The sequence below is a fragment of the Niveibacterium microcysteis genome (genome assembly GCF_017161445.1).
Lineage (GTDB): Bacteria > Pseudomonadota > Gammaproteobacteria > Burkholderiales > Rhodocyclaceae > Niveibacterium > Niveibacterium microcysteis.
This window is the reverse complement of the sequence record NZ_CP071060.1, coordinates 4129827-4148095: the sequence shown is the minus strand read 5'-3', so window position 1 is coordinate 4148095 and position 18269 is coordinate 4129827. Positions and strand designations below refer to the sequence as shown.

Genomic DNA, 18269 nt, shown 5'->3' with positions numbered 1-18269 from the left:
GCCCACGGATCGCGAGATTTGTCGGACGGCGGTGTGCCGATGCGGGCTGTGGTGTTGGCGGCGTCCGTGTTGCAGCGATGAATGAAAAAGGGCCGCGCAAGGCGGCCCCCGTGATCAGATCGCAGCTTCGTTCAGGGCTGGCTCTGTACTGCGCTCGATTCGGCCTGCGCCTTGCCAGCTACCGGCGGGTGGAACACCTCGGGCGGTGCGCCGTTCTTGTCGGCGCCGATTGCCTGTTCAACCGGAGGCAGCGTGTGCGCGATGCCTTTGTGGCAGTCGATGCAGGTCATGCCCTTGGTGAAGGCATCCTGGTGCATGCGCGAGGAGCGGCGGCCTTGTTCGGCGTAGTCCATGTAGGCGAAGTTGTGGCAGTTGCGGCATTCCTGCGAGTCGTTCTTCTTCATCCGCGCCCACTCGTGCTGGGCGAGCGTCAGCCGCTTGGCGTTGAACTTTTCCGGCGTGTCGATCGAGCCGAGGATCTTGTGCAGCACTTCGTTGGAGGCCTGGATCTTGCGGATGATCTTAGGCACCCATTCCTTCGGCACATGGCAGTCGGGGCAGGTGGCGCGAACACCGGTGCGGTTCTGGTAGTGGATCGTGTTGCGGTATTCCTGAAAGACGTTCTCCTGCATCTCGTGGCACGAAATGCAGAACTGCTCGCGGTTGGTCCATTCCATTGCGGTGTTGAAACCGCCCCAGAACACGATGCCGGCTACGAAAACCATCGCGACGAGGCCCAGCCCGGCAGCGCGCATGCGGGTCCAGACGCGACGCGGCACGCTTTGTTGTTGTTCGCTCATGCGTCCTCCTGTGGTGTGGGTGGGCTTACTGCAGACCGGTCGACTTCTGGAAGGTATTGGCCACCAGCGGCTTCGCGTCGGTCTGCGCCACATGGCACTGCACGCAGAAATAGCGCCGCGTCGATACGCCGGCGAGCTCGTGGCCATCGCGATCGCGGAAGTGGGTGACGGAGATCTTCGTCGCGCCGGTTTCCTGGGCGCGATTCCATGCGTGACAGTCGAGGCACTTGTTGAAGTTCTTCGTGATCTGGTAGCCGCGGATATCGTGCGGGATCAGCGGCGGTTGCTGCACGAAGTCGCGCGGCAGTGCGCCGCGATCGTTCGGCACCTTGGGCACATCGGGTTCGAGCGACGGGCCGATCACGTCGGTGCCGCGCAGGCTCTTTACGGCGACCGGTGTATCGGCGGCCTGGATCGGCAGGGCGAAGGCGAGCGTGGCGGCCAGCGCGAGGCAAAGAGAGGCTACTTTTCTGATTGTCATGATTCGCTCCTGTTGAATCGGGTCGTCATCGCGAAAACGTCCTTGCTGCAGATGTCGATGCAGCGGCCGCAGCTGGTGCAGGCAGGCGCCAGGATGAGTGGATGGGTTTGGCCTTCGCCTTTGAGCGCCGGCCGGATCACTTGAGGTTCGGGGCAGACTGTGAAGCAGTCCATGCAGTCGTCACAGGCGTGGCGCTTGTTGGCGCTTACGCGCACGATGGCCGTGCGCCCCAGCAGCGCATAGAAGGCGCCGACCGGGCAAAGATGGCCGCACCAGCCGCGCGGCGCGACCAACAGGTCGTACATAAACACCGCTGCGACGATGCCCCAGGCGAGTCCGCCGCCGAACACCAGCGCGCGGTGCAGCATCGTGACCGGATTGACCCATTCCCACGCGATCGTGCCGGTCAGCGCCGAGACGACGAGCACGACCGCCAGCAGCCAGCGGCGTGTCGCCTCGGGTGGCACGCGTCCGCCCTTGAGCCCGAGCCGGCGGCGCAGCGCCGCAGCCGCATCGGTAACGAGGTTGACCGGGCAGACCCAGCTGCAATACAGGCGGCCACCAACGGCGAGGTAGAAGGCGAGCACGATCGCCGCACCGATCAGCGCGCTGCGATAGGGCAGATGACCGGCCGCAGCGGACTGCGCAAGGATCAGCGGATCGGTGAGTGGCAGCACGCCCAGCGTGAGGCTGGACGCGAGGTTGCCCTTGACGATCCAGACGCCCGCCAGCGGCCCGAGCAGAAACAGCGCGAGCAAGCCGAGTTGCGAGCCACGGCGCAGCAGCAACCACTTGTGCGCGAGCCACCAGCCTTTGTCGGCGATCGCTTCAGCGCCGAGCCGGCGGACAACGGATTGTTGGGCGATCACTTTATTCATGGCGACCACCCGGCGGGCAGGGACTGCGCTGCTGGGGCCTCTGCGCCGGCGCCTTGCGGCACTGCGTCGTCACGACCGCGCACGGGCAATTTGAGTTGTTCGCCGATCAGCGAATGGCCAGCCTTTTCGCGTTCTTCCCAGCCTTTGCGGTAGTGCGCAGCCGGTGCGCCCTGCGCCAGCTTGCGCGGCAGCACCTTGATGGCAGCTTCGGGCAATACGCAGGATTTTTCGCACTTGCCGCAGCCGGTGCAGGCATCCGAATGCACGGTCGGAAGAAGCATTGCGTGGCGGTCGCTGCGCGGGTTGTGCCGCGTCTCCAGCGTGATCGCCTTGTCGATGGCCGGGCACACGCGGTAGCACACGTCACAGCGCAGGCCGAGGAAATTGAGACAGTGCTCCTGGTCAATCAGCACCGCCAGACCCATCTGCGCCTTGCTGATATCGCTCAGCCCGTGGTCGAGCGCGCCGGTGGGGCAGGCCTTTACGCACGGGATGTTGTCGCACATCTCGCACGGCACCTTGCGCGCCTCGAAATACGGCGTGCCACTCGCGACGGTGTCGCCCGGCGTGGCGAGCTTCAGGGTGTCGAAGGGGCAGTCGCGCACACACAGGCCGCAACGCACGCAGCTTGCAAGGAAATCAGCCTCCGTCAGCGCGCCGGGCGGGCGCAGTGCGGTGGCGGGCAATGCGCGGGCTTGCCGCGCGTAGAGCCCGAGGCCCAGACCGAGCACGCAAGCGCCACCGGCCGCACCGGCAGCGGTCTGCAGGAAGCGGCGGCGGTCGAAGGCGGTGCGTGCGCTTGGGCTCACGATGGCGGGCGATCGGTCGAGTGGGTGATGGGCGCCTTGCTGGCGTAGATCCGTGCGGCGCCGCCGCGCTGGTGTGCGGCGGGCGCTTACGGGATCAATGGCGTGCAACGCGCTTCATCGGTTCACTTGGGCTCAGGCTTTCACCACCTTCACGGCGCACTTCTTGAAGTCCGTCTGCTTGGAGATCGGGCAGGTGGCGTCCAGCGTGAGCTTGTTGACCAGCCGCCCCTCGTCGAAGAACGGAATGAAGATCAGCCCCATCGGCGGCTTGTTGCGGCCGCGGGTTTCCAGCAACGCGACGATATCGCCGCGGCGCGAGATGACCTTACAGCGCATGCCGCGTTGCAGGCCGCGCTTCTTCGCGTCGTCCGGGTGCATGAAGATCGTGGCCTCGGGCACCGCCTTGTGCAGTTCGGCGACGCGGCGCGTCATCGTGCCGGTGTGCCAGTGCTCCAGCACGCGGCCGGTACACAGCCACATGTCGAACTCGGCGTCCGGCTTCTCGGGCGGATCCTGGTACGGCAGCGCGAAGACCACCGCCTTGCCGTCCTTCTGGCCGTAGAACTTGATGCCCTCACCCTTCTTCACATACGGGTCGTAACCCTCGCGGTAGCGCCACAAGGTCTCTTTGCCGTCCACCACCGGCCAGCGCAGGCCGCGTGCTTTGTGATACGCGTCGAAGGGCGCAAGGTCGTGACCGTGGCCGCGGCCGAACTGTGCGTACTCCTCGAACAGACCCTTCTGCAGGTAGAAGCCGAATGCCTTGGCCTCGTTGTTGGTGTAACCCTTGATCGCGTGGCCGTTGACCTTCTCCAGCTCGCTGACCGGGAACTTGTTGACCACCTTGTTCGCGTACAGCACGTCGTACAAGGTCTTGCCCTTGTACTCCGGCTTCTTCGCGATCAGCTCGGCCGGCCACACTTCTTCGACCTTGAAGCGCTTCGAAAACTCGACGTATTGCCACAGGTCGGAGCGTGCTTCACCCGGCGCCTGCACCTGCTGGCGCCAGAACTGGGTGCGGCGTTCCGCGTTACCGAAGGCGCCTTCCTTCTCGGTCCACATCGCCGCGGGCAGGATCAGGTCGGCCGACAGCGCAGACACCGTAGGGTAGGCGTCGGACACGACGACGAAGGCTTCCGGATTCCGCCAGCCGGGGTAGATCTCACCATTGATGTTCGGCCCGGCCTGCATGTTGTTGGTCGTGCTGGTCCAGTAGCACTTGATCTTGCTGTCTTTCAGCGCACGGCTCTGCGCCACGGCGTGCAGGCCGATCTTGTCCGGGATCGTGCCTTCCGGCAGTTGCCAGATCTCTTCCGCGTGCTTACGGTGGTCCGGGTTGGTCACCAGCATGTCCGCCGGCAGGCGATGCGCGAAGGTGCCGACTTCCCGCGCGGTACCGCAGGCCGAGGGCTGGCCGGTCAGCGAGAACGGGCCGTTGCCCGGCTCCGAGATCTTGCCGACCAGCAGATGCACGTTGTAGATCATGTTGTTGACCCACGTGCCGCGTGTGTGCTGGTTGAAGCCCATGGTCCAGAACGACACGATCTTCGTCTTCGGATCGGCGTACAGCTCGGCGAGCTTCTTGAGCCGCTCGGCCGGCACGCCCGAGAGCTTGCTGACCTTTTCCAGCGTGTATTCCGAGACGAACTTCGCGAACTCGTCGTAGGTGATCGGCGTCGCGTCGTTCGGGTTGTTCTTCGGCTTGCCGTCGGCACCCGGGTAGCCGTTGAACTTGGCGTCCTTCTCAAGCGCGTGATTGGGGCGCAGGCCGTAACCGATATCGGTCTCGCCGCGCTTGAAGTTCACGTTCTTCTGCACGAAGGCCTTGTTGACCTTTCCCGACTGGATGATGTGGTTGCAGATGTAGTTGAGAATCGCCAGATCGGTCTGCGGCGTGAAGATCATGCCGTTGTCCGAGAGTTCGAAGCTGCGGTGCTCGAAGGTCGACAGCACATGCACCTGGCAGTTCGGGTGCGAGAGGCGGCGATCGGTGATGCGGGTCCACAGGATTGGGTGCATCTCCGCCATGTTCGAGCCCCATAGCACGAAGGCATCGGCGTTCTCGATGTCGTCGTAGCAGCCCATCGGCTCGTCCATGCCAAAGGTGCGCATGAAGCCGGTCACCGCGCTGGCCATGCAATGGCGCGCGTTGGGGTCGAGGTTGTTGGAGCGGAAACCGGCCTTCATCAGCTTCGATGCCGCGTAGCCTTCGAAGATCGTCCACTGGCCCGAGCCGAACATCGCGATCGATGTGGGGCCCTTTTCCTTGATGGCAGCCTTCCACTTGCTTGCCATGATGTCGAAGGCTTCGTCCCACGACACGGGCACGAAGTCACCATTCTTGTCGTACACGCCGTTCTTCTTGCGCAGCAGCGGCGTCGTCAGGCGGTCGGCGCCGTACATGATCTTCGACAGGAAGTAGCCCTTGATGCAGTTGAGCCCGCGGTTCACTTCCGCGTCCGGGTCGCCTTGCGTTGCCACGACGCGCCCGCCTTGTACGCCGACCAGCACCGAGCAGCCGGTGCCGCAGAAACGGCAGGGCGCCTTGTCCCAGCGCAGCGTGTTGTCGACCGGCTCGGCCGCAGCCGGCGCAGCCTTCGGGGCCGCGAGGCTTACGCCTGCGGATGCAGCGGCCGCTGCAGCGGCGTTGGCCTTAATGAAATCGCGTCTGTTCAGTGACATGCTGCCTCCGGAAAGGTATTCGTCTTGTTCTTGTGAAGCCTCAGCCCGCGTGGGCTGCGGCCTCGCATGTATCGGGTTGGGTAGCGGCCGGGGCTGCCGTCGTGGCTGCGCCTTCCGGTTCGTGGTCGGAGTATTCGTAGGCGAGCGTGAGGCACACGAGATGTTCCACCAGTTGCACTTGCGTAAGGGTCTCGGTCGTTGCTGCGCCGGGGACATCTTCAACTGTGACGACGAGCTTGCCGGCATCGTCGTCCCGCCCGTGGATCTCAACGCCCGGCAAGGCCGTCAGCGCTGTGCTGACGGAATCCAGATGCTCCGGCTTTGCGCGTATCACCAACCCGACGATTCGCATGCTGTTCATTCCCCCGCGACTGATTCGGACGGTGCCCGCAAGGCCACCGCATGACTTGGACACACCCCAACACACGCGCCGCAGCCGGTACAGAGCGAGGCATCGATGGCCGGCTGGGCAACTGCACGGAGCTGGGGTCGGAACGTAATCGCCGTCACCTCACATGCTCCGCCGCATACCCGACACTCCACCCCTTGCAGCGCAAGACACCCCGGGCCAACTTGCGCTACATGCGCAAACGCCGCGCGCCCCTCGCTGCGATCGAGCGCGCGCGGCAAACAGGCCACGACACATTCGCCGCAAAGGCTGCACGCCGCCTGGTCGAACTGCGGCGACGGATAGCCTTCCGCGTCCAACGCAAGCAAGCCGATCGGGCACGCGCTCACGCAATCGCCGCAACGTGTGCAGCGGTGCAGGAAGCCTTGCGCGTCGCCGGCCCACGGCGGCAGGTAGCGTTGTGTGGCGGTGGGGCGCGCGCCCCCGAGGAATCGACGTCGTGTTGGATCCATGCACCACCCTTGTGCGCCGGATTGGGCGCGCGTATTTCCGTTGTGGCATTGACGCGCGTCAATGCGGGTGACTTAGCCCTTACTAATCAAGGGGTTATTGTGCGGTGCAAAATGGCGGGTCAGGCTTGCCTGAGCCGCCGCGCGAGGTCTGACACGCGGATCAGGTAGTGGAGGCTGCCGTCTGCGGCTTCACGTTCGCGTGCGAAACCGAGCTTCTCATGCAGGCGCATTGCGATCTCGTGGCCGGGCAGCACGCGGCTGCGCAGCGTTACCGCGCCGCGCGAGATCAGGTGCGCCAGGGTCCGCGTGAGCAGCCGCCGATGCAGGCCGGTGCTGCGGTACCAAGGGTGAATGTTGATCGAGAGGATTTCCCAGCTCTCGGTATCGTAAGGGCGCATCAGTACGTATCCGGCCAGGCTGTGTTGCAGGTGTTCGGCGATCACGCGCCCACCGCATGCGAGGGCCGCGGCGTGATGTTCGCGCTGGGTTTCGGCGGAGAAGAGACCGCTTTGCGCGGCGATCAGGTCGCCCAGCGTCAGCGCGTCGAGCTTCGCCATCTCGTCGAGCAGATGCGCCTCGTGGCTGCGTCCGCGCTCGCTCAGCGGCTGCAGGCCGTGCTTGAGGCGCAGCAGGGTCAGCTGCAGCACGCGCGCATCGTTGCTCGCGCGGTGGCGTTCGACATGCAGTTCAGCCTGAACTTGCGCCTTGGTGTCGTGCCAGCGATTGGCTTCTTCCTCGCTCAGCAGCGTACGCAGGTTATCGAGGCGGAAGGCCGGCACGCGCCCTGCGGCGTCGAACAGCAGCGCCAGCCAGGTGTAGTCGTTGGCCCAGCCGTCGGTATACACAACCTTGCCCGCCAGCTCGCGGTTGAGGACTTCGGCCACATGCTGCGCCGGGCGCCCGTGCTGAAACAGGCTATCGCGCGAGATATGGTGAATCGCTTCGGCGCTGCTGTCCCAGTGGGTCCATTCCGCTTCTGGGCAGACCAGGGTGCACAGCGCCCGGTTGTTACCCAGCGCGAGTCCGATTTCGATCGGATAGCTGCGCGGACCGAAGCCGGAGGCCTCGATGTCGATGACGATCGGCGCCTCGCCGGCGAGGTTCGGCGGGGCGCTCAGCGCCGCTCCTCCATCAGGGCGAGCAGATAGCCATCCGGGTCGCGGAAGAAGCTCATCCACAACTCATGGTCCGGCATGCGGGCGATCAGCTGCGGGGCCCCTTCAAACTCGACGCCGAGGTCGCTCAGTTCGTCCATGGCCGGCTCGATCGCCGGCACCTTGAAGTAGAGGCACACCGTGTTGCCGGGGGAGCGCGGCGCCGGGCCGCCTTGCAGCATCAGCCGCACACCCGCGCAGTCGAAGAACACCAGATTGCCGGAGCGGAACAGGAAGGGCAGGCCGAGCGCGTCGCGGTAGAAGCGCTCGGAGGCGTCGGCATCGGCCACATGCAGGGCGATCTGTCCGAGGCTGGATAGGTGGGTGCTCATGCAACGTCTCCGTGGGCAGCGGTGGCGATCATTGTGGGGTGCCGGCACGGCGCCGTGCAATCGTTGCCGCACGCCGGCCTGCCCAGGTCATCACGCCGCCGAGCGGCAGGCAGACAAGCACTTGGCCGATCGGCTTCAGCAGGTACAGCAGCGCGGCCAGGGTGCCGCTCGGGTGAGCCAGCGCGACGCCGAGCGCGAGCGCTTCTAAACCCGCCATCAACGCGCCGCTCGCCATCGCGAAACGCTCGGCGCCGCGCCAGGCTGAAATCAGCACGATCAGCCAGGGCAGCGCGAGGAAGGCGAACAGCGTTACGGCCGTGATCGGGTCCGGCGTGCCGGCGACGCTCGGGCGCGTGTAGGGCAGCAGCGCGAACACGAGCGGCGTTGCGACCAGCCCGAGCGCGCCGAGCGCAAGCGCGCCACGTCGCATCAAATTGCCGCGCACATCAGCCGCACGCAGGCGATGACGCCGGCGAACCAGACCAGGCTACGCAGCGTCGCGAGGTTGGCGACGTAGCAGGCGAAGTAGGCAAAGCGCGCGACGATGAAGCACACCGCCCAGAAGTCGATCAGTGCCGCGGGCACCCCGGCGGCGTACGCCATCAGCACCGCCGCCGCGAAAATCGGAAATGCCTCGAAGCTGTTCTGCTGCGCCCAGTTCGCCCGCTGTGGCCAGCCGCTCAGGTGCGCCAATGTGTCGCGCGGGGCGCGATTGTCGTAGCGGGTGCCACTGCGTTGCCCGCCGAATTTCGCTGCGCCTGCCCACAGGAAGGGCTGGATGGCAGCGATCAGGATGCACAGGAAGCTGATCTTCATGGTCTTGTCTCCGTAATGTGGGCGGCAGTGTAATCGGCTTGGCGTGGTATCGGCGCCCTGCGGTCGGCCCCAAGCGTCGCGCCTGACCGCCGGGACATGCGAAAATCCCGGTTTGCCCGCAGGAACGCCCCAAATGGCCCAACTCATTCTCAAGCCCGGCAAGGAGCGCTCCGTCATGCGCCGCCACCCCTGGATCTTCGCCGGCTCGGTCGCGAGCGTGTCCGGCAGGGCGCGCGGCGGTGACACGGTCGATGTGGTCTCCGAGCGTGGCATCGTGCTTGGCCGCGCAGCCTACTCACCGGCGTCGCAGATCCGAGCGCGGATGTGGAGTTTCGACGCCGAAACACCGATCGACCATGCCTTCTTCAAGCGCACCGTCGCCGCCGCGGTGGCACGCCGCACGGCACACCCGATGCTCGCCGGGCAGGATGGCATGCGACTGATCCACGGCGAATCCGATGGCCTGCCGGGCGTGATCGCGGATCGCTATCGCGACACCATCGTGCTGCAACTCACCAGCGCCGGCGCCGACCGCTGGCGTGATGCCATCGTCGCCGGGCTGCTGCAGGCCACTGGTTGCGCCAACATCTACGAGCGCTCGGATTCCGAGGTGCGCACGCTGGAAGGGCTGGAGCCCACCGTCGGCGTACTTGCCGGCAGCGAGCCTGATCCGGATCTGGCGATCGAGGAACACGGCGTGCTGCTCGGTGTGGACGCCGTGAGCGGCCACAAGACCGGCTTCTACCTCGACCAGCGCGAAAACCGCCGCCTGACGCGCGACCTGGCACGCGACCGCAGCGTGCTCAACTGCTTCTGCTACACCGGCGGCTTCTCGCTGCAGGCGCTGGCGGGTGGTGCGCGCGAGGTGCTGTCGATTGACTCGTCGGCCCATGCGCTGGCGAGCGCCCAGCGCAATGTGGAGCGCAACCCGCAGCTGGACGCCACGCGCGCCACCTGGTGGGAGGCCGACGTCTTCGCTGCGCTGCGTGAATTGCGTGCGGAGGGCCGCCGTTTCGATCTGATCGTGCTCGATCCGCCCAAGTTCGCACCCAGTGCCGCACATGCACAGCGTGCCTCGCGCGCCTACAAGGACATCAATCTGCTCGGCTTCCGGCTGCTCAATCCGGGCGGCATCCTGATGAGCTATTCCTGCTCAGGCGGCATCGGGCAGGAACTGTTCCAGAACATCCTGTCCGGCGCGGCGTCGGATGCCGGGCGCGACGCACAGATCATCCATCGGCTCTGCGCGGCGCCAGACCATCCGATCGGCCTCGCTTTCCCTGAGGGCGAGTACCTCAAGGGCCTGGTTTGTCAGGTGGTTTGAGGGCCCGCAAACGCAGCCGCTTGACAAGCGCGCGATGACGCGATCCTGAGTTATGCACATCTCGCGCCCTGTGGGCGGAAAAAACGACGAGAAAGACCATTGACTTTTTGGTGTTGACGTAAAGGTTTGAAAAATAAGGCGTTTGTTATTTTTCAATGTTGCGATGCGGTATTGACGCCGACCCGAAATGGTGCGTGCCGCGGCAAAACATCCCCAGTCACCCACAAAGTTATCCACAATTGTTGAAAAGGCCCTTTGTTACGAAAGGGTTAAAACAAACTGTGACGGCTGTATCTCATGTTTGAGTGGCAACGCGCTGAATAAAAAGAGAAAAATACGGTAGTGGAAAACGGCTGTTTGAATTCTGTCGTTCGCGTCGCGCTGCCAGTGCCTCTGCCGCGCAGCTTTGACTACCTGGCGCCGGTGGATATCTCCGTGGCTGATATCGGCCGCCTTGTGCGCGTACCGTTCGCAAGCGGCGAAAAGATCGGTGTGATCCTTGCGCTGCCCGACCTCGCGGCGGTTGATCCGGCGCGCCTCAAACCGCTCGGGCCGGTCCTTCGCGAGGTGCCGGCGCTGCCGGCCGACTGGCTGGCGCTGGTGCAGTTCGCTGCGCGTTACTACCACCACCCGCTCGGTGAAGCGGTTGCGGTGGCGCTGCCGCCCGGTCTGCGCGGTGCCGAACTGATGGACGACCGCAGCGCAGATCCGTGGCTGATGCTCAACGAGGCCGGCCGTGCGGCGCTGGCCAGTCCGGGCCGTGCGTCGCGCGTGCGCGCGCTTGCCGAACACCTGATCGCGGGCGAACAGCCGCGCTCGGCGCTGGTCGAGGCCTTCGGTGCCGCCGCAGTGCGCGAAGCTCGCCAGCGCGGCTGGGTCGACGAGGCGCCTTCCTGCGCCAAGGCTGATCTCAGCGACGCACCCACACTCAATGACGAGCAGACTGCAGCCGTCGAGGCCGTATGGAGCGCGGCCGAGCGGTTTTCCCCGTTTCTGCTGCATGGCATCACCGGCAGCGGGAAGACCGAGGTCTACCTGCGCCTGATCGAACGGGCGCTCGCCGCCGGCAAGCAGGCCTTGCTGCTGGTGCCGGAGATCGGCCTCACGCCACAACTCGAAGCCCGCGTGGCGGCGCGCTTTCCGCGTGCGCGTCGCGTGGCCCTGCACAGCGGCGCGACCGATGGCGCGCGTTGCCGCGGCTTCATCGCCGCCCTCGATGGCAGCGCCGACATCGTGATCGGCACCCGGCTGTCAGTGTTCAGCCCTTTGCCGCGGCTCGGTCTGATCCTGATCGACGAAGAGCACGACGCCTCCTACAAACAGCAGGACGGCCTGCGCTACTCGGCGCGCGACCTGGCAGTGTGGCGGGCGCAGCAGGCTGGCGTGCCGATCGTGTTGGGATCGGCAACCCCCTCGCTGGAAACCTGGCAGGCGGCGCAGAGCGGGCGCTACCGCATGCTGCGGCTGGAGCGTCGCGCCGCAGCGGCCGCGCCGCCAACGGTGCGCCTGATCGACACGCGCCGTATCAAGCTGAAGGACGGCCTGTCGCCGCCGATGGAGGCCGCAATCTCTGCGCGGATCGAGCGCGGCGAGCAGAGCCTCATTTTCCTCAACCGGCGCGGTTATGCGCCGGTGCTGGCCTGCCCGGCCTGCAACTGGGTCAGCGACTGCGATCACTGTTCGGCGCACCGCGTGTTCCACCTCTCCGAACGCATCCTGCGCTGCCACCATTGCGGCACTGAAGCGCCGGTGCCGCGTGCCTGCCCGCAATGTGGCAATCAGGATCTGCACGGTTTCGGGCGCGGCACGCAGCGCGTCGAGGAATACCTTGCCGCGCGCTTCCCGCATGCACGCATCCTGCGGGCCGACCGCGACAGCATCAAGACGCCGGCGCACTGGGCGGCACTGCGCCATGCGATTGAAGCCGGCGAGGCCGACATCCTCGTCGGTACGCAGATGCTCGCGAAGGGGCACGACTTTCCGAAGCTGACGCTGGTCGGCGTGATCGGCGCGGACGCCTCGCTGTTCGCCGCGGACTATCGCGCGCCGGAGCGCCTCTTCCAGCAGTTGATGCAGGTCGGCGGGCGCGCGGGGCGTGCCGGGCTCGCCGGCGAAGTGCTGATCCAGACCGAGTTTCCGGAACACCCGCTGTTTGATGCCTTGCGTCGGCAGGATTTCGACGGCTTCGCCAACGCGCAGCTCGAAGAGCGCGCGCAGGCGCATTTCCCGCCTTGCGGCGCGCAGGCCGTGTTGCGCGCCGAGGCGCCCGAAGTCGCGCAGGCGATCGACTTCCTCAACATGGCGCGCGAAGCCGCCGAGCCCTATGCCGACGCAGTGAGGCTGTACGACGCGGTGCCGATGCGGCTGGTGCGGCGCGCACGGCTGGAGCGCGCACAACTCGTGATCGAAGCCGACACCCGCGGCGCGCTGCAGCAGTTGCTCGCGCACTGGGTGCCGCTGCTGCACGCAATGAAATCGCCGCGCGCGCTGCGCTGGCATGTCGATGTCGATCCGATCGATCTCTAAGCGCCGCTTCCTGATTTCGCTCGTCGCGTTCGCCGCGCTGTTCGGCAGCCTTGGCGCGCAGGCCCGTGGCGGCCGCTTCAACGGCGAGGTGCGCGCGGTGGACGACGGCGACACACTGCATGTGCGCGATCGCAGCGGCAACGTACGGCGGGTGCGCCTCGCCTACGTGGATGCGCCCGAGCACGACCAGCCCTGGGGCCGTGAGGCGGGTGAGAACCTCAAACGCCTCGCGCTCGGCGCATCGGTCACCGTTGAATGGCGTGAGCGCGATCAGTACGGCCGCTATGTCGGCGTTGCATGGGTCACTTCGCCCGACATGCCCTGCGCCGGCCGCGCCGACTGCCCGCACAACCTCGATCTCGGTCACGCGCAAATCGCCGCTGGCCTCGCCTGGTGGTATCGCGCCTACGCCAAGCGCCAGGATCCGCAGGCGCAGGGGCAGTACGACTTCTCGGAACAAGAAGCGCGTCGCCGCCGCATCGGCCTCTGGCGCGACGCCTCGCCGATTCCGCCCTGGGTCTGGCGCAGCGGTTGGCGGGGTTGAGCCCCCTCAGGCCAAGGCCGCGATCCAGTCCGTCGCCCGACGCAGCTTGCCGGCGAGGTCGGCCGCGAGGTTTTCCAGCAGCGTGATCTTCAGTTGAGGGTAGGTTTCGGCAAGGGCGTTGAAATCGTCGGTGCCGATCACATTGCAGACGACCTTGCTGTCCGCAAATACGGAGGCGCTACGCGTGGCTTTGCCGAGCAGTGTCATCTCGCCGAAGTTCATGCCGGGGCTGAGCGATGCGATACGCTGGTGACCGCCTTCGGGGCGTGGTACCAGCACGCTGACCGTGCCGCTGACAATGAAAAAGATCTTGCCGTCACTCACGTCGCCCGAGGCGAAGATCGGCGCTCCGGGCGCGAAGGCGCGCCGGGTGGCCAGCGCGTAAACGCGCCGCATCATGTCTTCCGGCACGCCCTTGAACAGCGGGTTGTCTTCCAGCCGTGCATCGTCGGCGAGCGGGTTGGCGAGATCACCCAGTAGCCGGTTCTCGCACCATTCGACTGCGAGATCGTTGTCCTCGAAACTCAGGTAGCCGTGGTCGCCAGCAGGCAGGGTCTTGCTCAACGGATCCATGATGGCGCGCCGCCCGCGCAGCCGCGAGAACACCACTGCAACGCCCTCGTCGCGCAGATGCTGCCGCGCTTCGTTGAGCAAGCGGGCTGCGCTCTCCGAGATGTCTTCGACGAGGTTCATGTCGAGGATCATGCTGTCGGATTCCGGCGCCAGTTCGCCCATGCGCCGGATCACGTACTCGATGCCGTCGAGTTCCAGATGGCCCTGCAGGCAGAGGTACTTGATGCGCTGGGCCTCCTGCCGCAGCACCTCGCGCATTGCAGGCGTTGGCGCACGGCGCGAGGGGGCGTCGGCGCCGGTGTAGATGCGGCCGACTGCGAGCGCCGGATGGCGTGTCTTGTTGAACACATGCAATCCGAAGTCGTGCGACAGTCGTTTGCAGACCTCGATGCCGCGCACGCTGTTGCCCTTCTCGTCGAGTGGCGGCGAGAAGACACCGATGCCGAAGCGGCCCGGTAGCACCGCGATGATGCCGCCACCGACACCGCTCTTGGCTGGCATGCCGACTTCGTAGAGCCAACTTCCGGCGTAGTCATACATGCCGCAGGTGGCCATCACGCTGAGCACACGCTCAACGTCCTCCGGCGGCAGCGCGCGCTGGCCGGTCGCAGGATGTATGCCGCCGTTGGCCAGTGTTGCGGCCATGAAGGCGAGATCGCGACAGTCGACCAGCACCGAACACTGGCGGAAGTAGTTTTCCAGTGCGGCCATCGGCTCGTCGGCGATGATGCCGAAGTTCTTCAACATCCAGGCGATCGCGCGGTTGCGGAAGCCGGTCTCGCTCTCCGATCGATAGACGGCGTCATCCAGCGCAACGTCGTGACCCATGAATACGCCCAGCGATTCGGCGATCCGCGCCCATTGCCGGGTGGCGTCCTGACCGGCCACCATGCTGGCTGAGGCAATCGCACCAGCATTGATCATCGGATTGAGCGGCGCACCGCTCTTGGGATGCAGGCTGATCGAATTGAACGCGTCACCGCTTGGTTCCACGCCAACTCGTTGCGACACGTAGGCGAGCCCGCGATCGGCCAGCGCCGTGGCGTAGACGAAGGGTTTCGAGATCGACTGGATCGTGAAGGGCTGCGCCGCATCGCCGACGCTGTAAGCCACGCCATCCACGGTGACAAGGCAAATGCCGAACCAGTCCGGGTTGGCCTTCGTCAGCTCCGGGATGTAGCTTGCCACCTCGCCGCCGCGTAAAGCCGCCAACTGGCGGTGCAGCGTTTCGAGATAGGACTGGATCGGCGACTTCATGGCACGGCCCCCCGACTGTGGTGATGCGGGGGGCGATGCAAGCGCAGTGCCAAGTGGCCGGCGGCGAGCGTCGGCCGGTCAGTCGCGCTGTGTCAGCCCAGGCAGGCCCTCACATCCGCCACCAGCGCATCGACTTGCTCCGGCTGCGTCGCCCAGGAGCACACGAAGCGTGCGCCGCCGGCGCCGATGAAGCTGTAGAAGGCCCAGCCCTTGTCCTTCAATGCATCAGCCGCTTGCTGCGGCATGCTGACGAATACCGCGTTGGCTTGCACCGGGAACAGCGGCGCCACACCGGGCAAGCGCGCGAGCGCGTTGCCGAGGCGGCGCGCCATCGCGTTGGCGTGGCTGGCGCGGGCGAGCCAGGCATCGTCCGCAAGCATGCCGACCCACGGTGCGGCCAGAAAGCGCATCTTCGAGGCCAGTTGGCCGGCCTGCTTGCAGCGGTAGGCGAAATCGCGCGCGAGTTCGTGATCGAAAAACACCACCGCCTCGCCGACCGGCATGCCCATCTTGGTGCCGCCAAACGACAGCACATCGACGCCGGCGCGCCAGGTCAGGTCGGCTGGACTCACGCCGAGGCTGGCTACGGCATTGGCAAAGCGGGCGCCGTCCATGTGCAGGGAGAGGTTCATCTCCTTGCAGGCGGCACCGATCGCGCGCACCTCGTCGAGCGAATACACGGTGCCGACTTCGGTCGATTGCGTGATGGTGACCGCGCGCGGCTTGGGGTAGTGGATGTCGGTGCGGGCGGCGACGAGTTTCTCGATGCCGCGGGCGTCGAGCTTGCCGTCGGCGCCGCCGGCGAGCAGCAGTTTGGTGCCATTCGAGAAGAACTCGGGCCCGCCGCATTCGTCGGTTTCAACGTGTGCGAGCTTGTGGCACACGATGCTGTGGTAGCTCTGGCACAGCGAGGCGAGCGCCAGCGAGTTGGCCGCGGTGCCGTTGAACACGAAGAAGACTTCGCAGTCGGTTTCAAAGGTCGCGCGGATCGCGTCGCAGGCGCGGCGCGTCCATTCGTCGTTGCCGTAAGAGGCGAGCGTGCCGCTGTTGGCGGCGAGCAGGGCCTCCATCGCCTCGGGGCAGATCCCCGATGTGTTGTCGCTGGCGAATTCGGTATGTTGCATGGCGGGGTGTCCGCGTTGGTTGACGGGTGAAAGCCAGTCTAGCATCGGCGGTCGAGCGCCTACTTACAGCCACGCGACCAAAAAAAACGCGACGTCGGAACGTCGCGCCGAACTCAAGGTACGAGACCTGAGGGAGGAAACACCGGTACTAGACTCGCGCACGCTTGAGCGCTGCGGGGGCCTCATGTTTCTTGGTGGCGGGGCGGCTGGCGAGTGACACGCCCAGCACGACCAGCACGGTGCCGGCCAATTGCGCGGCCGACAGGGGTTCATTCAGGAAGATCGCGCCGAGGCCGATCGTCAGGACCGGGCCGACACTGCCGAGCATCGCCGTACGCGTGGCGCCCAGTTCGCGGATCGCTGCGCTCAGCATGAAGACCGGCAGCACTGTCGAAAACACCGCCATCGCGAGCGCCAGCCAGATCACCGGCATTGGCTGGGCAAGGCTCTCAATGGGCTGCGTCACGCCGAAATGCAGGAAGGTGGTGGCCGTCGATACGCACATCGCGAGTGCCGTAAAGCGCCGGCTGCCCAGGCGCGACACCATTTCGCCGCAGCCGGTCAGGTAGAGCGCATAGCACACCGCCGAGGCGAACACGAGCGCGCCGCCCATCGCGACCGCGGCCGCATCGGCCGACAGCTGCAGGTCGTGCGCGAAGGCCAGCGCAATGCCGAGCCAGGTGAGCGCAAGCGCGCCGATGTCACGCAGCGAGAAGCTGCGGCTGAACACGAATACTGCGATCAGCATCGTGATCGTCGGGTAGGTGAACAGGATCAGGCGTTCGAGGCCGGCCGAGATGTAGCGCAGGCCCATGAAGTCCAGCAGCGACGCCCCGTAGTAGCCGAGCAGGCCAAGTGCCGTGAGCGCAACCCAGTCGCCGGCCGAGAGCGGCGCGGCATTGCGCGAACTGCGCAAGGCGATGAATCCGAATACCGGCGCGGCGAAAGCCATGCGCAGCGCAAGCAGCGCGAGCGGGCTAACACCGTACGGGAAGGCCAGCTTCACGAAGATCGCCTTGGCGGAGAAGCCAAGCGCGGCGAGGATCGCGAGCCAGAAGCCAGTGGTTTCGGAATTTCGGAACACGAAAGGGTCGGGGCAAATTGCGCCAAATTGACTGGATGTCAATTGGAGTCGATTCCGTGCCGTATGGACAATCGGTATTTTCCGAAGTAATCATTCGCTTTTGACGAACGCAAGCGACATGCGATACGACCTGACCGACCTTCAGCTGTTTGGCGCGATCGCCGCAACCGGCAACCTGACGCAGGGCGCAGAGCGGGTGCACCTGGCTCCGGCCAGCGCCTCGGCGCGCATACGGCGGCTCGAAGATGCGGCCGGCGCGCCGCTGTTTGAGCGACGGCCACGCGGTGTGGCGCTCACACCGGCTGGCGAGGCGATGCTGCGCCATGCGAGGCGCGTCCTGTCTGAAGTCGCCCTGCTTGATGCGGAACTCGGTACGTTTGCGCGCGGCGTGGCTGGCGTGGTGCGCCTGTTCGCCAACACCAATGCAATCGGCGGCAGCCTGCCGCAGGATCTGGCCGGTTTTCTGGCCGCACAACCGCAGGTCGACGTACTGCTGGAGGAGCATTCCAGCCCCGCGATCGTCAGTGCGGTGGTGTCCGGCGCCGCGGATGTTGGCATCGTTGCCGGCGAGGTGGGCGGGCCGGAACTGGCCTTCCTGCCCTACCGTGCAGATCGGCTGGTGCTGATCTGCAGTCCGCAGCATCCGTTCGCGAGCCGCGGGCGGTTGAACTACGCGGACACGCTCGCCGAAAACTACGTCAGCCTGTCGGCCGACAGCGCAATCCACGGCTTCTTGCTTGATCGTGCCCGTGAGGCAGGTCGGCGGCCACGCATCCGTGCCCAGGTGCGCGCCTTCGATGCGGTGTGCCGCATGGTCAGCGCGGGGGTGGGTGTGGCGGTGGTGCCGCATTCGGCGGCCGTAGCCGCCGCCGTACCTTTGGCGGTCGTCGAACTCAACGATGCCTGGGGCAGCCGCGAGATGAAGCTGTGCTTCCGTCGCGAGCAGACCCTGTCACCCTATCAGCGTGAGTTGATTACCCACCTGACGCTGATTTCGCAGTCTGGGCGGTCGGGCGTGTGAGCC

General features: G+C 65.9%; 18 protein-coding genes. 4 read left to right on the top strand and 14 right to left on the bottom strand.

Features of this window, described 5'->3' with window-relative positions; translation table 11 throughout:
- Nucleotides 1-131: 131 nt before the first annotated feature.
- The 11 genes from JY500_RS18915 to JY500_RS18865 all read right to left on the bottom strand — a co-directional run bounded on the left by JY500_RS18915 (nt 132) and on the right by JY500_RS18865 (nt 8813).
- Entirely contained in the window at nt 132-755 is a 624-nt protein-coding gene (locus JY500_RS18915; protein ID WP_425493210.1) for a NapC/NirT family cytochrome c, read from the bottom strand.
- Between the two features lie 70 nt (nt 756-825).
- The gene (locus JY500_RS18910) at nt 826-1281 is read right to left on the bottom strand and encodes a nitrate reductase cytochrome c-type subunit (protein WP_172203394.1); all 456 of its coding nucleotides are present in this window, start codon (nt 1279-1281) and stop codon (nt 826-828) included.
- Nucleotides 1278-2159, bottom strand: coding sequence for a quinol dehydrogenase ferredoxin subunit NapH (napH, locus tag JY500_RS18905; RefSeq protein ID WP_206254169.1), 882 nt, complete (start codon nt 2157-2159; stop codon nt 1278-1280). Before napH ends, JY500_RS18910 begins: the two co-directional genes overlap by 4 nt.
- Nucleotides 2156-2971, bottom strand: coding sequence for a ferredoxin-type protein NapG (gene napG, locus JY500_RS18900; RefSeq protein ID WP_206256546.1), 816 nt, complete (start codon nt 2969-2971; stop codon nt 2156-2158). Before napG ends, napH begins: the two co-directional genes overlap by 4 nt.
- A gap of 129 nt (nt 2972-3100) precedes the next feature.
- Complete coding sequence (gene napA / locus JY500_RS18895) at nt 3101-5650, bottom strand: nitrate reductase catalytic subunit NapA (RefSeq protein WP_206254168.1); 2550 nt, start codon at nt 5648-5650, stop codon at nt 3101-3103.
- A gap of 40 nt (nt 5651-5690) precedes the next feature.
- A complete protein-coding gene (locus JY500_RS18890; RefSeq protein WP_206254167.1) occupies nt 5691-6011 on the bottom strand; it encodes a chaperone NapD in 321 nt (106 codons plus the stop codon).
- On the bottom strand, nt 6008-6511 hold the full coding sequence (napF, locus tag JY500_RS22455; RefSeq protein ID WP_206254166.1) for a ferredoxin-type protein NapF: 504 nt from the start codon (nt 6509-6511) through the stop codon (nt 6008-6010). The genes JY500_RS18890 and napF overlap by 4 nt, the downstream gene beginning before the upstream one ends.
- A gap of 119 nt (nt 6512-6630) precedes the next feature.
- The gene (locus tag JY500_RS18880) at nt 6631-7689 is read right to left on the bottom strand and encodes a GNAT family N-acetyltransferase (RefSeq protein ID WP_206254165.1); all 1059 of its coding nucleotides are present in this window, start codon (nt 7687-7689) and stop codon (nt 6631-6633) included.
- Nucleotides 7626-7997 (bottom strand): VOC family protein, encoded by a 372-nt coding sequence (locus JY500_RS18875; RefSeq protein ID WP_206254164.1) that lies wholly within the window; start codon nt 7995-7997, stop codon nt 7626-7628. Before JY500_RS18875 ends, JY500_RS18880 begins: the two co-directional genes overlap by 64 nt.
- 28 nt (nt 7998-8025) lie before the next feature.
- Nucleotides 8026-8427 carry a hypothetical protein gene (locus JY500_RS18870; RefSeq protein WP_172203387.1) on the bottom strand — a complete coding sequence of 134 codons (402 nt, stop codon included), beginning with the start codon at nt 8425-8427 and terminating at the stop codon, nt 8026-8028.
- Nucleotides 8427-8813: an MAPEG family protein gene (locus JY500_RS18865; protein WP_206254163.1), complete on the bottom strand. Its 387-nt coding sequence runs from the start codon at nt 8811-8813 to the stop codon at nt 8427-8429. The genes JY500_RS18870 and JY500_RS18865 overlap by 1 nt, the downstream gene beginning before the upstream one ends.
- Nucleotides 8814-8946: 133 nt before the next feature.
- On the opposite strand from JY500_RS18865, the gene JY500_RS18860 reads away from it, so the two are divergent.
- From JY500_RS18860 to JY500_RS18850, 3 genes are all read left to right on the top strand, one after another.
- Nucleotides 8947-10137, top strand: a complete 1191-nt coding sequence (locus JY500_RS18860) for a class I SAM-dependent rRNA methyltransferase (RefSeq protein WP_206254162.1) — start codon at nt 8947-8949, stop codon at nt 10135-10137.
- A gap of 357 nt (nt 10138-10494) precedes the next feature.
- Nucleotides 10495-12663, top strand: a complete 2169-nt coding sequence (locus JY500_RS18855) for a primosomal protein N' (protein ID WP_246479691.1) — start codon at nt 10495-10497, stop codon at nt 12661-12663.
- Nucleotides 12641-13207 carry a thermonuclease family protein gene (locus tag JY500_RS18850; RefSeq protein WP_206254160.1) on the top strand — a complete coding sequence of 189 codons (567 nt, stop codon included), beginning with the start codon at nt 12641-12643 and terminating at the stop codon, nt 13205-13207. Before JY500_RS18855 ends, JY500_RS18850 begins: the two co-directional genes overlap by 23 nt.
- 6 nt (nt 13208-13213) lie before the next feature.
- On the opposite strand, the gene glsA is transcribed toward JY500_RS18850, so the two are convergent.
- The 3 genes from glsA to JY500_RS18835 all read right to left on the bottom strand — a co-directional run bounded on the left by glsA (nt 13214) and on the right by JY500_RS18835 (nt 17245).
- Nucleotides 13214-15037 carry a glutaminase A gene (glsA, locus tag JY500_RS18845; protein WP_206254159.1) on the bottom strand — a complete coding sequence of 608 codons (1824 nt, stop codon included), beginning with the start codon at nt 15035-15037 and terminating at the stop codon, nt 13214-13216.
- 92 nt (nt 15038-15129) lie between these two features.
- Nucleotides 15130-16161: a threonine aldolase family protein gene (locus JY500_RS18840; RefSeq protein ID WP_206254158.1), complete on the bottom strand. Its 1032-nt coding sequence runs from the start codon at nt 16159-16161 to the stop codon at nt 15130-15132.
- A gap of 148 nt (nt 16162-16309) precedes the next feature.
- Nucleotides 16310-17245, bottom strand: coding sequence for a DMT family transporter (locus JY500_RS18835; protein WP_206254157.1), 936 nt, complete (start codon nt 17243-17245; stop codon nt 16310-16312).
- 118 nt (nt 17246-17363) lie between these two features.
- On the opposite strand from JY500_RS18835, the gene JY500_RS18830 reads away from it, so the two are divergent.
- Nucleotides 17364-18266 (top strand): LysR family transcriptional regulator, encoded by a 903-nt coding sequence (locus tag JY500_RS18830; protein ID WP_206254156.1) that lies wholly within the window; start codon nt 17364-17366, stop codon nt 18264-18266.
- Nucleotides 18267-18269 lie beyond the last annotated feature (3 nt).

Coding starts and splice junctions, on each gene's coding strand:
- JY500_RS18915 (WP_425493210.1), bottom strand. CDS start 755: ATGCGCGCTGCCGGGCTGGGCCTCGTCGCGATGGTTTTCGTAGCCGGC.
- JY500_RS18910 (WP_172203394.1), bottom strand. CDS start 1,281: ATGACAATCAGAAAAGTAGCCTCTCTTTGCCTCGCGCTGGCCGCCACG.
- napH (WP_206254169.1), bottom strand. CDS start 2,159: ATGAATAAAGTGATCGCCCAACAATCCGTTGTCCGCCGGCTCGGCGCT.
- napA (WP_206254168.1), bottom strand. CDS start 5,650: ATGTCACTGAACAGACGCGATTTCATTAAGGCCAACGCCGCTGCAGCG.
- JY500_RS18890 (WP_206254167.1), bottom strand. CDS start 6,011: ATGAACAGCATGCGAATCGTCGGGTTGGTGATACGCGCAAAGCCGGAG.
- napF (WP_206254166.1), bottom strand. CDS start 6,511: ATGGATCCAACACGACGTCGATTCCTCGGGGGCGCGCGCCCCACCGCC.
- JY500_RS18875 (WP_206254164.1), bottom strand. CDS start 7,997: ATGAGCACCCACCTATCCAGCCTCGGACAGATCGCCCTGCATGTGGCC.
- JY500_RS18870 (WP_172203387.1), bottom strand. CDS start 8,427: ATGCGACGTGGCGCGCTTGCGCTCGGCGCGCTCGGGCTGGTCGCAACG.
- JY500_RS18865 (WP_206254163.1), bottom strand. CDS start 8,813: ATGAAGATCAGCTTCCTGTGCATCCTGATCGCTGCCATCCAGCCCTTC.
- JY500_RS18860 (WP_206254162.1), top strand. CDS start 8,947: ATGGCCCAACTCATTCTCAAGCCCGGCAAGGAGCGCTCCGTCATGCGC.
- JY500_RS18850 (WP_206254160.1), top strand. CDS start 12,641: ATGTCGATCCGATCGATCTCTAAGCGCCGCTTCCTGATTTCGCTCGTC.
- glsA (WP_206254159.1), bottom strand. CDS start 15,037: ATGAAGTCGCCGATCCAGTCCTATCTCGAAACGCTGCACCGCCAGTTG.
- JY500_RS18840 (WP_206254158.1), bottom strand. CDS start 16,161: ATGCAACATACCGAATTCGCCAGCGACAACACATCGGGGATCTGCCCC.
- JY500_RS18830 (WP_206254156.1), top strand. CDS start 17,364: ATGCGATACGACCTGACCGACCTTCAGCTGTTTGGCGCGATCGCCGCA.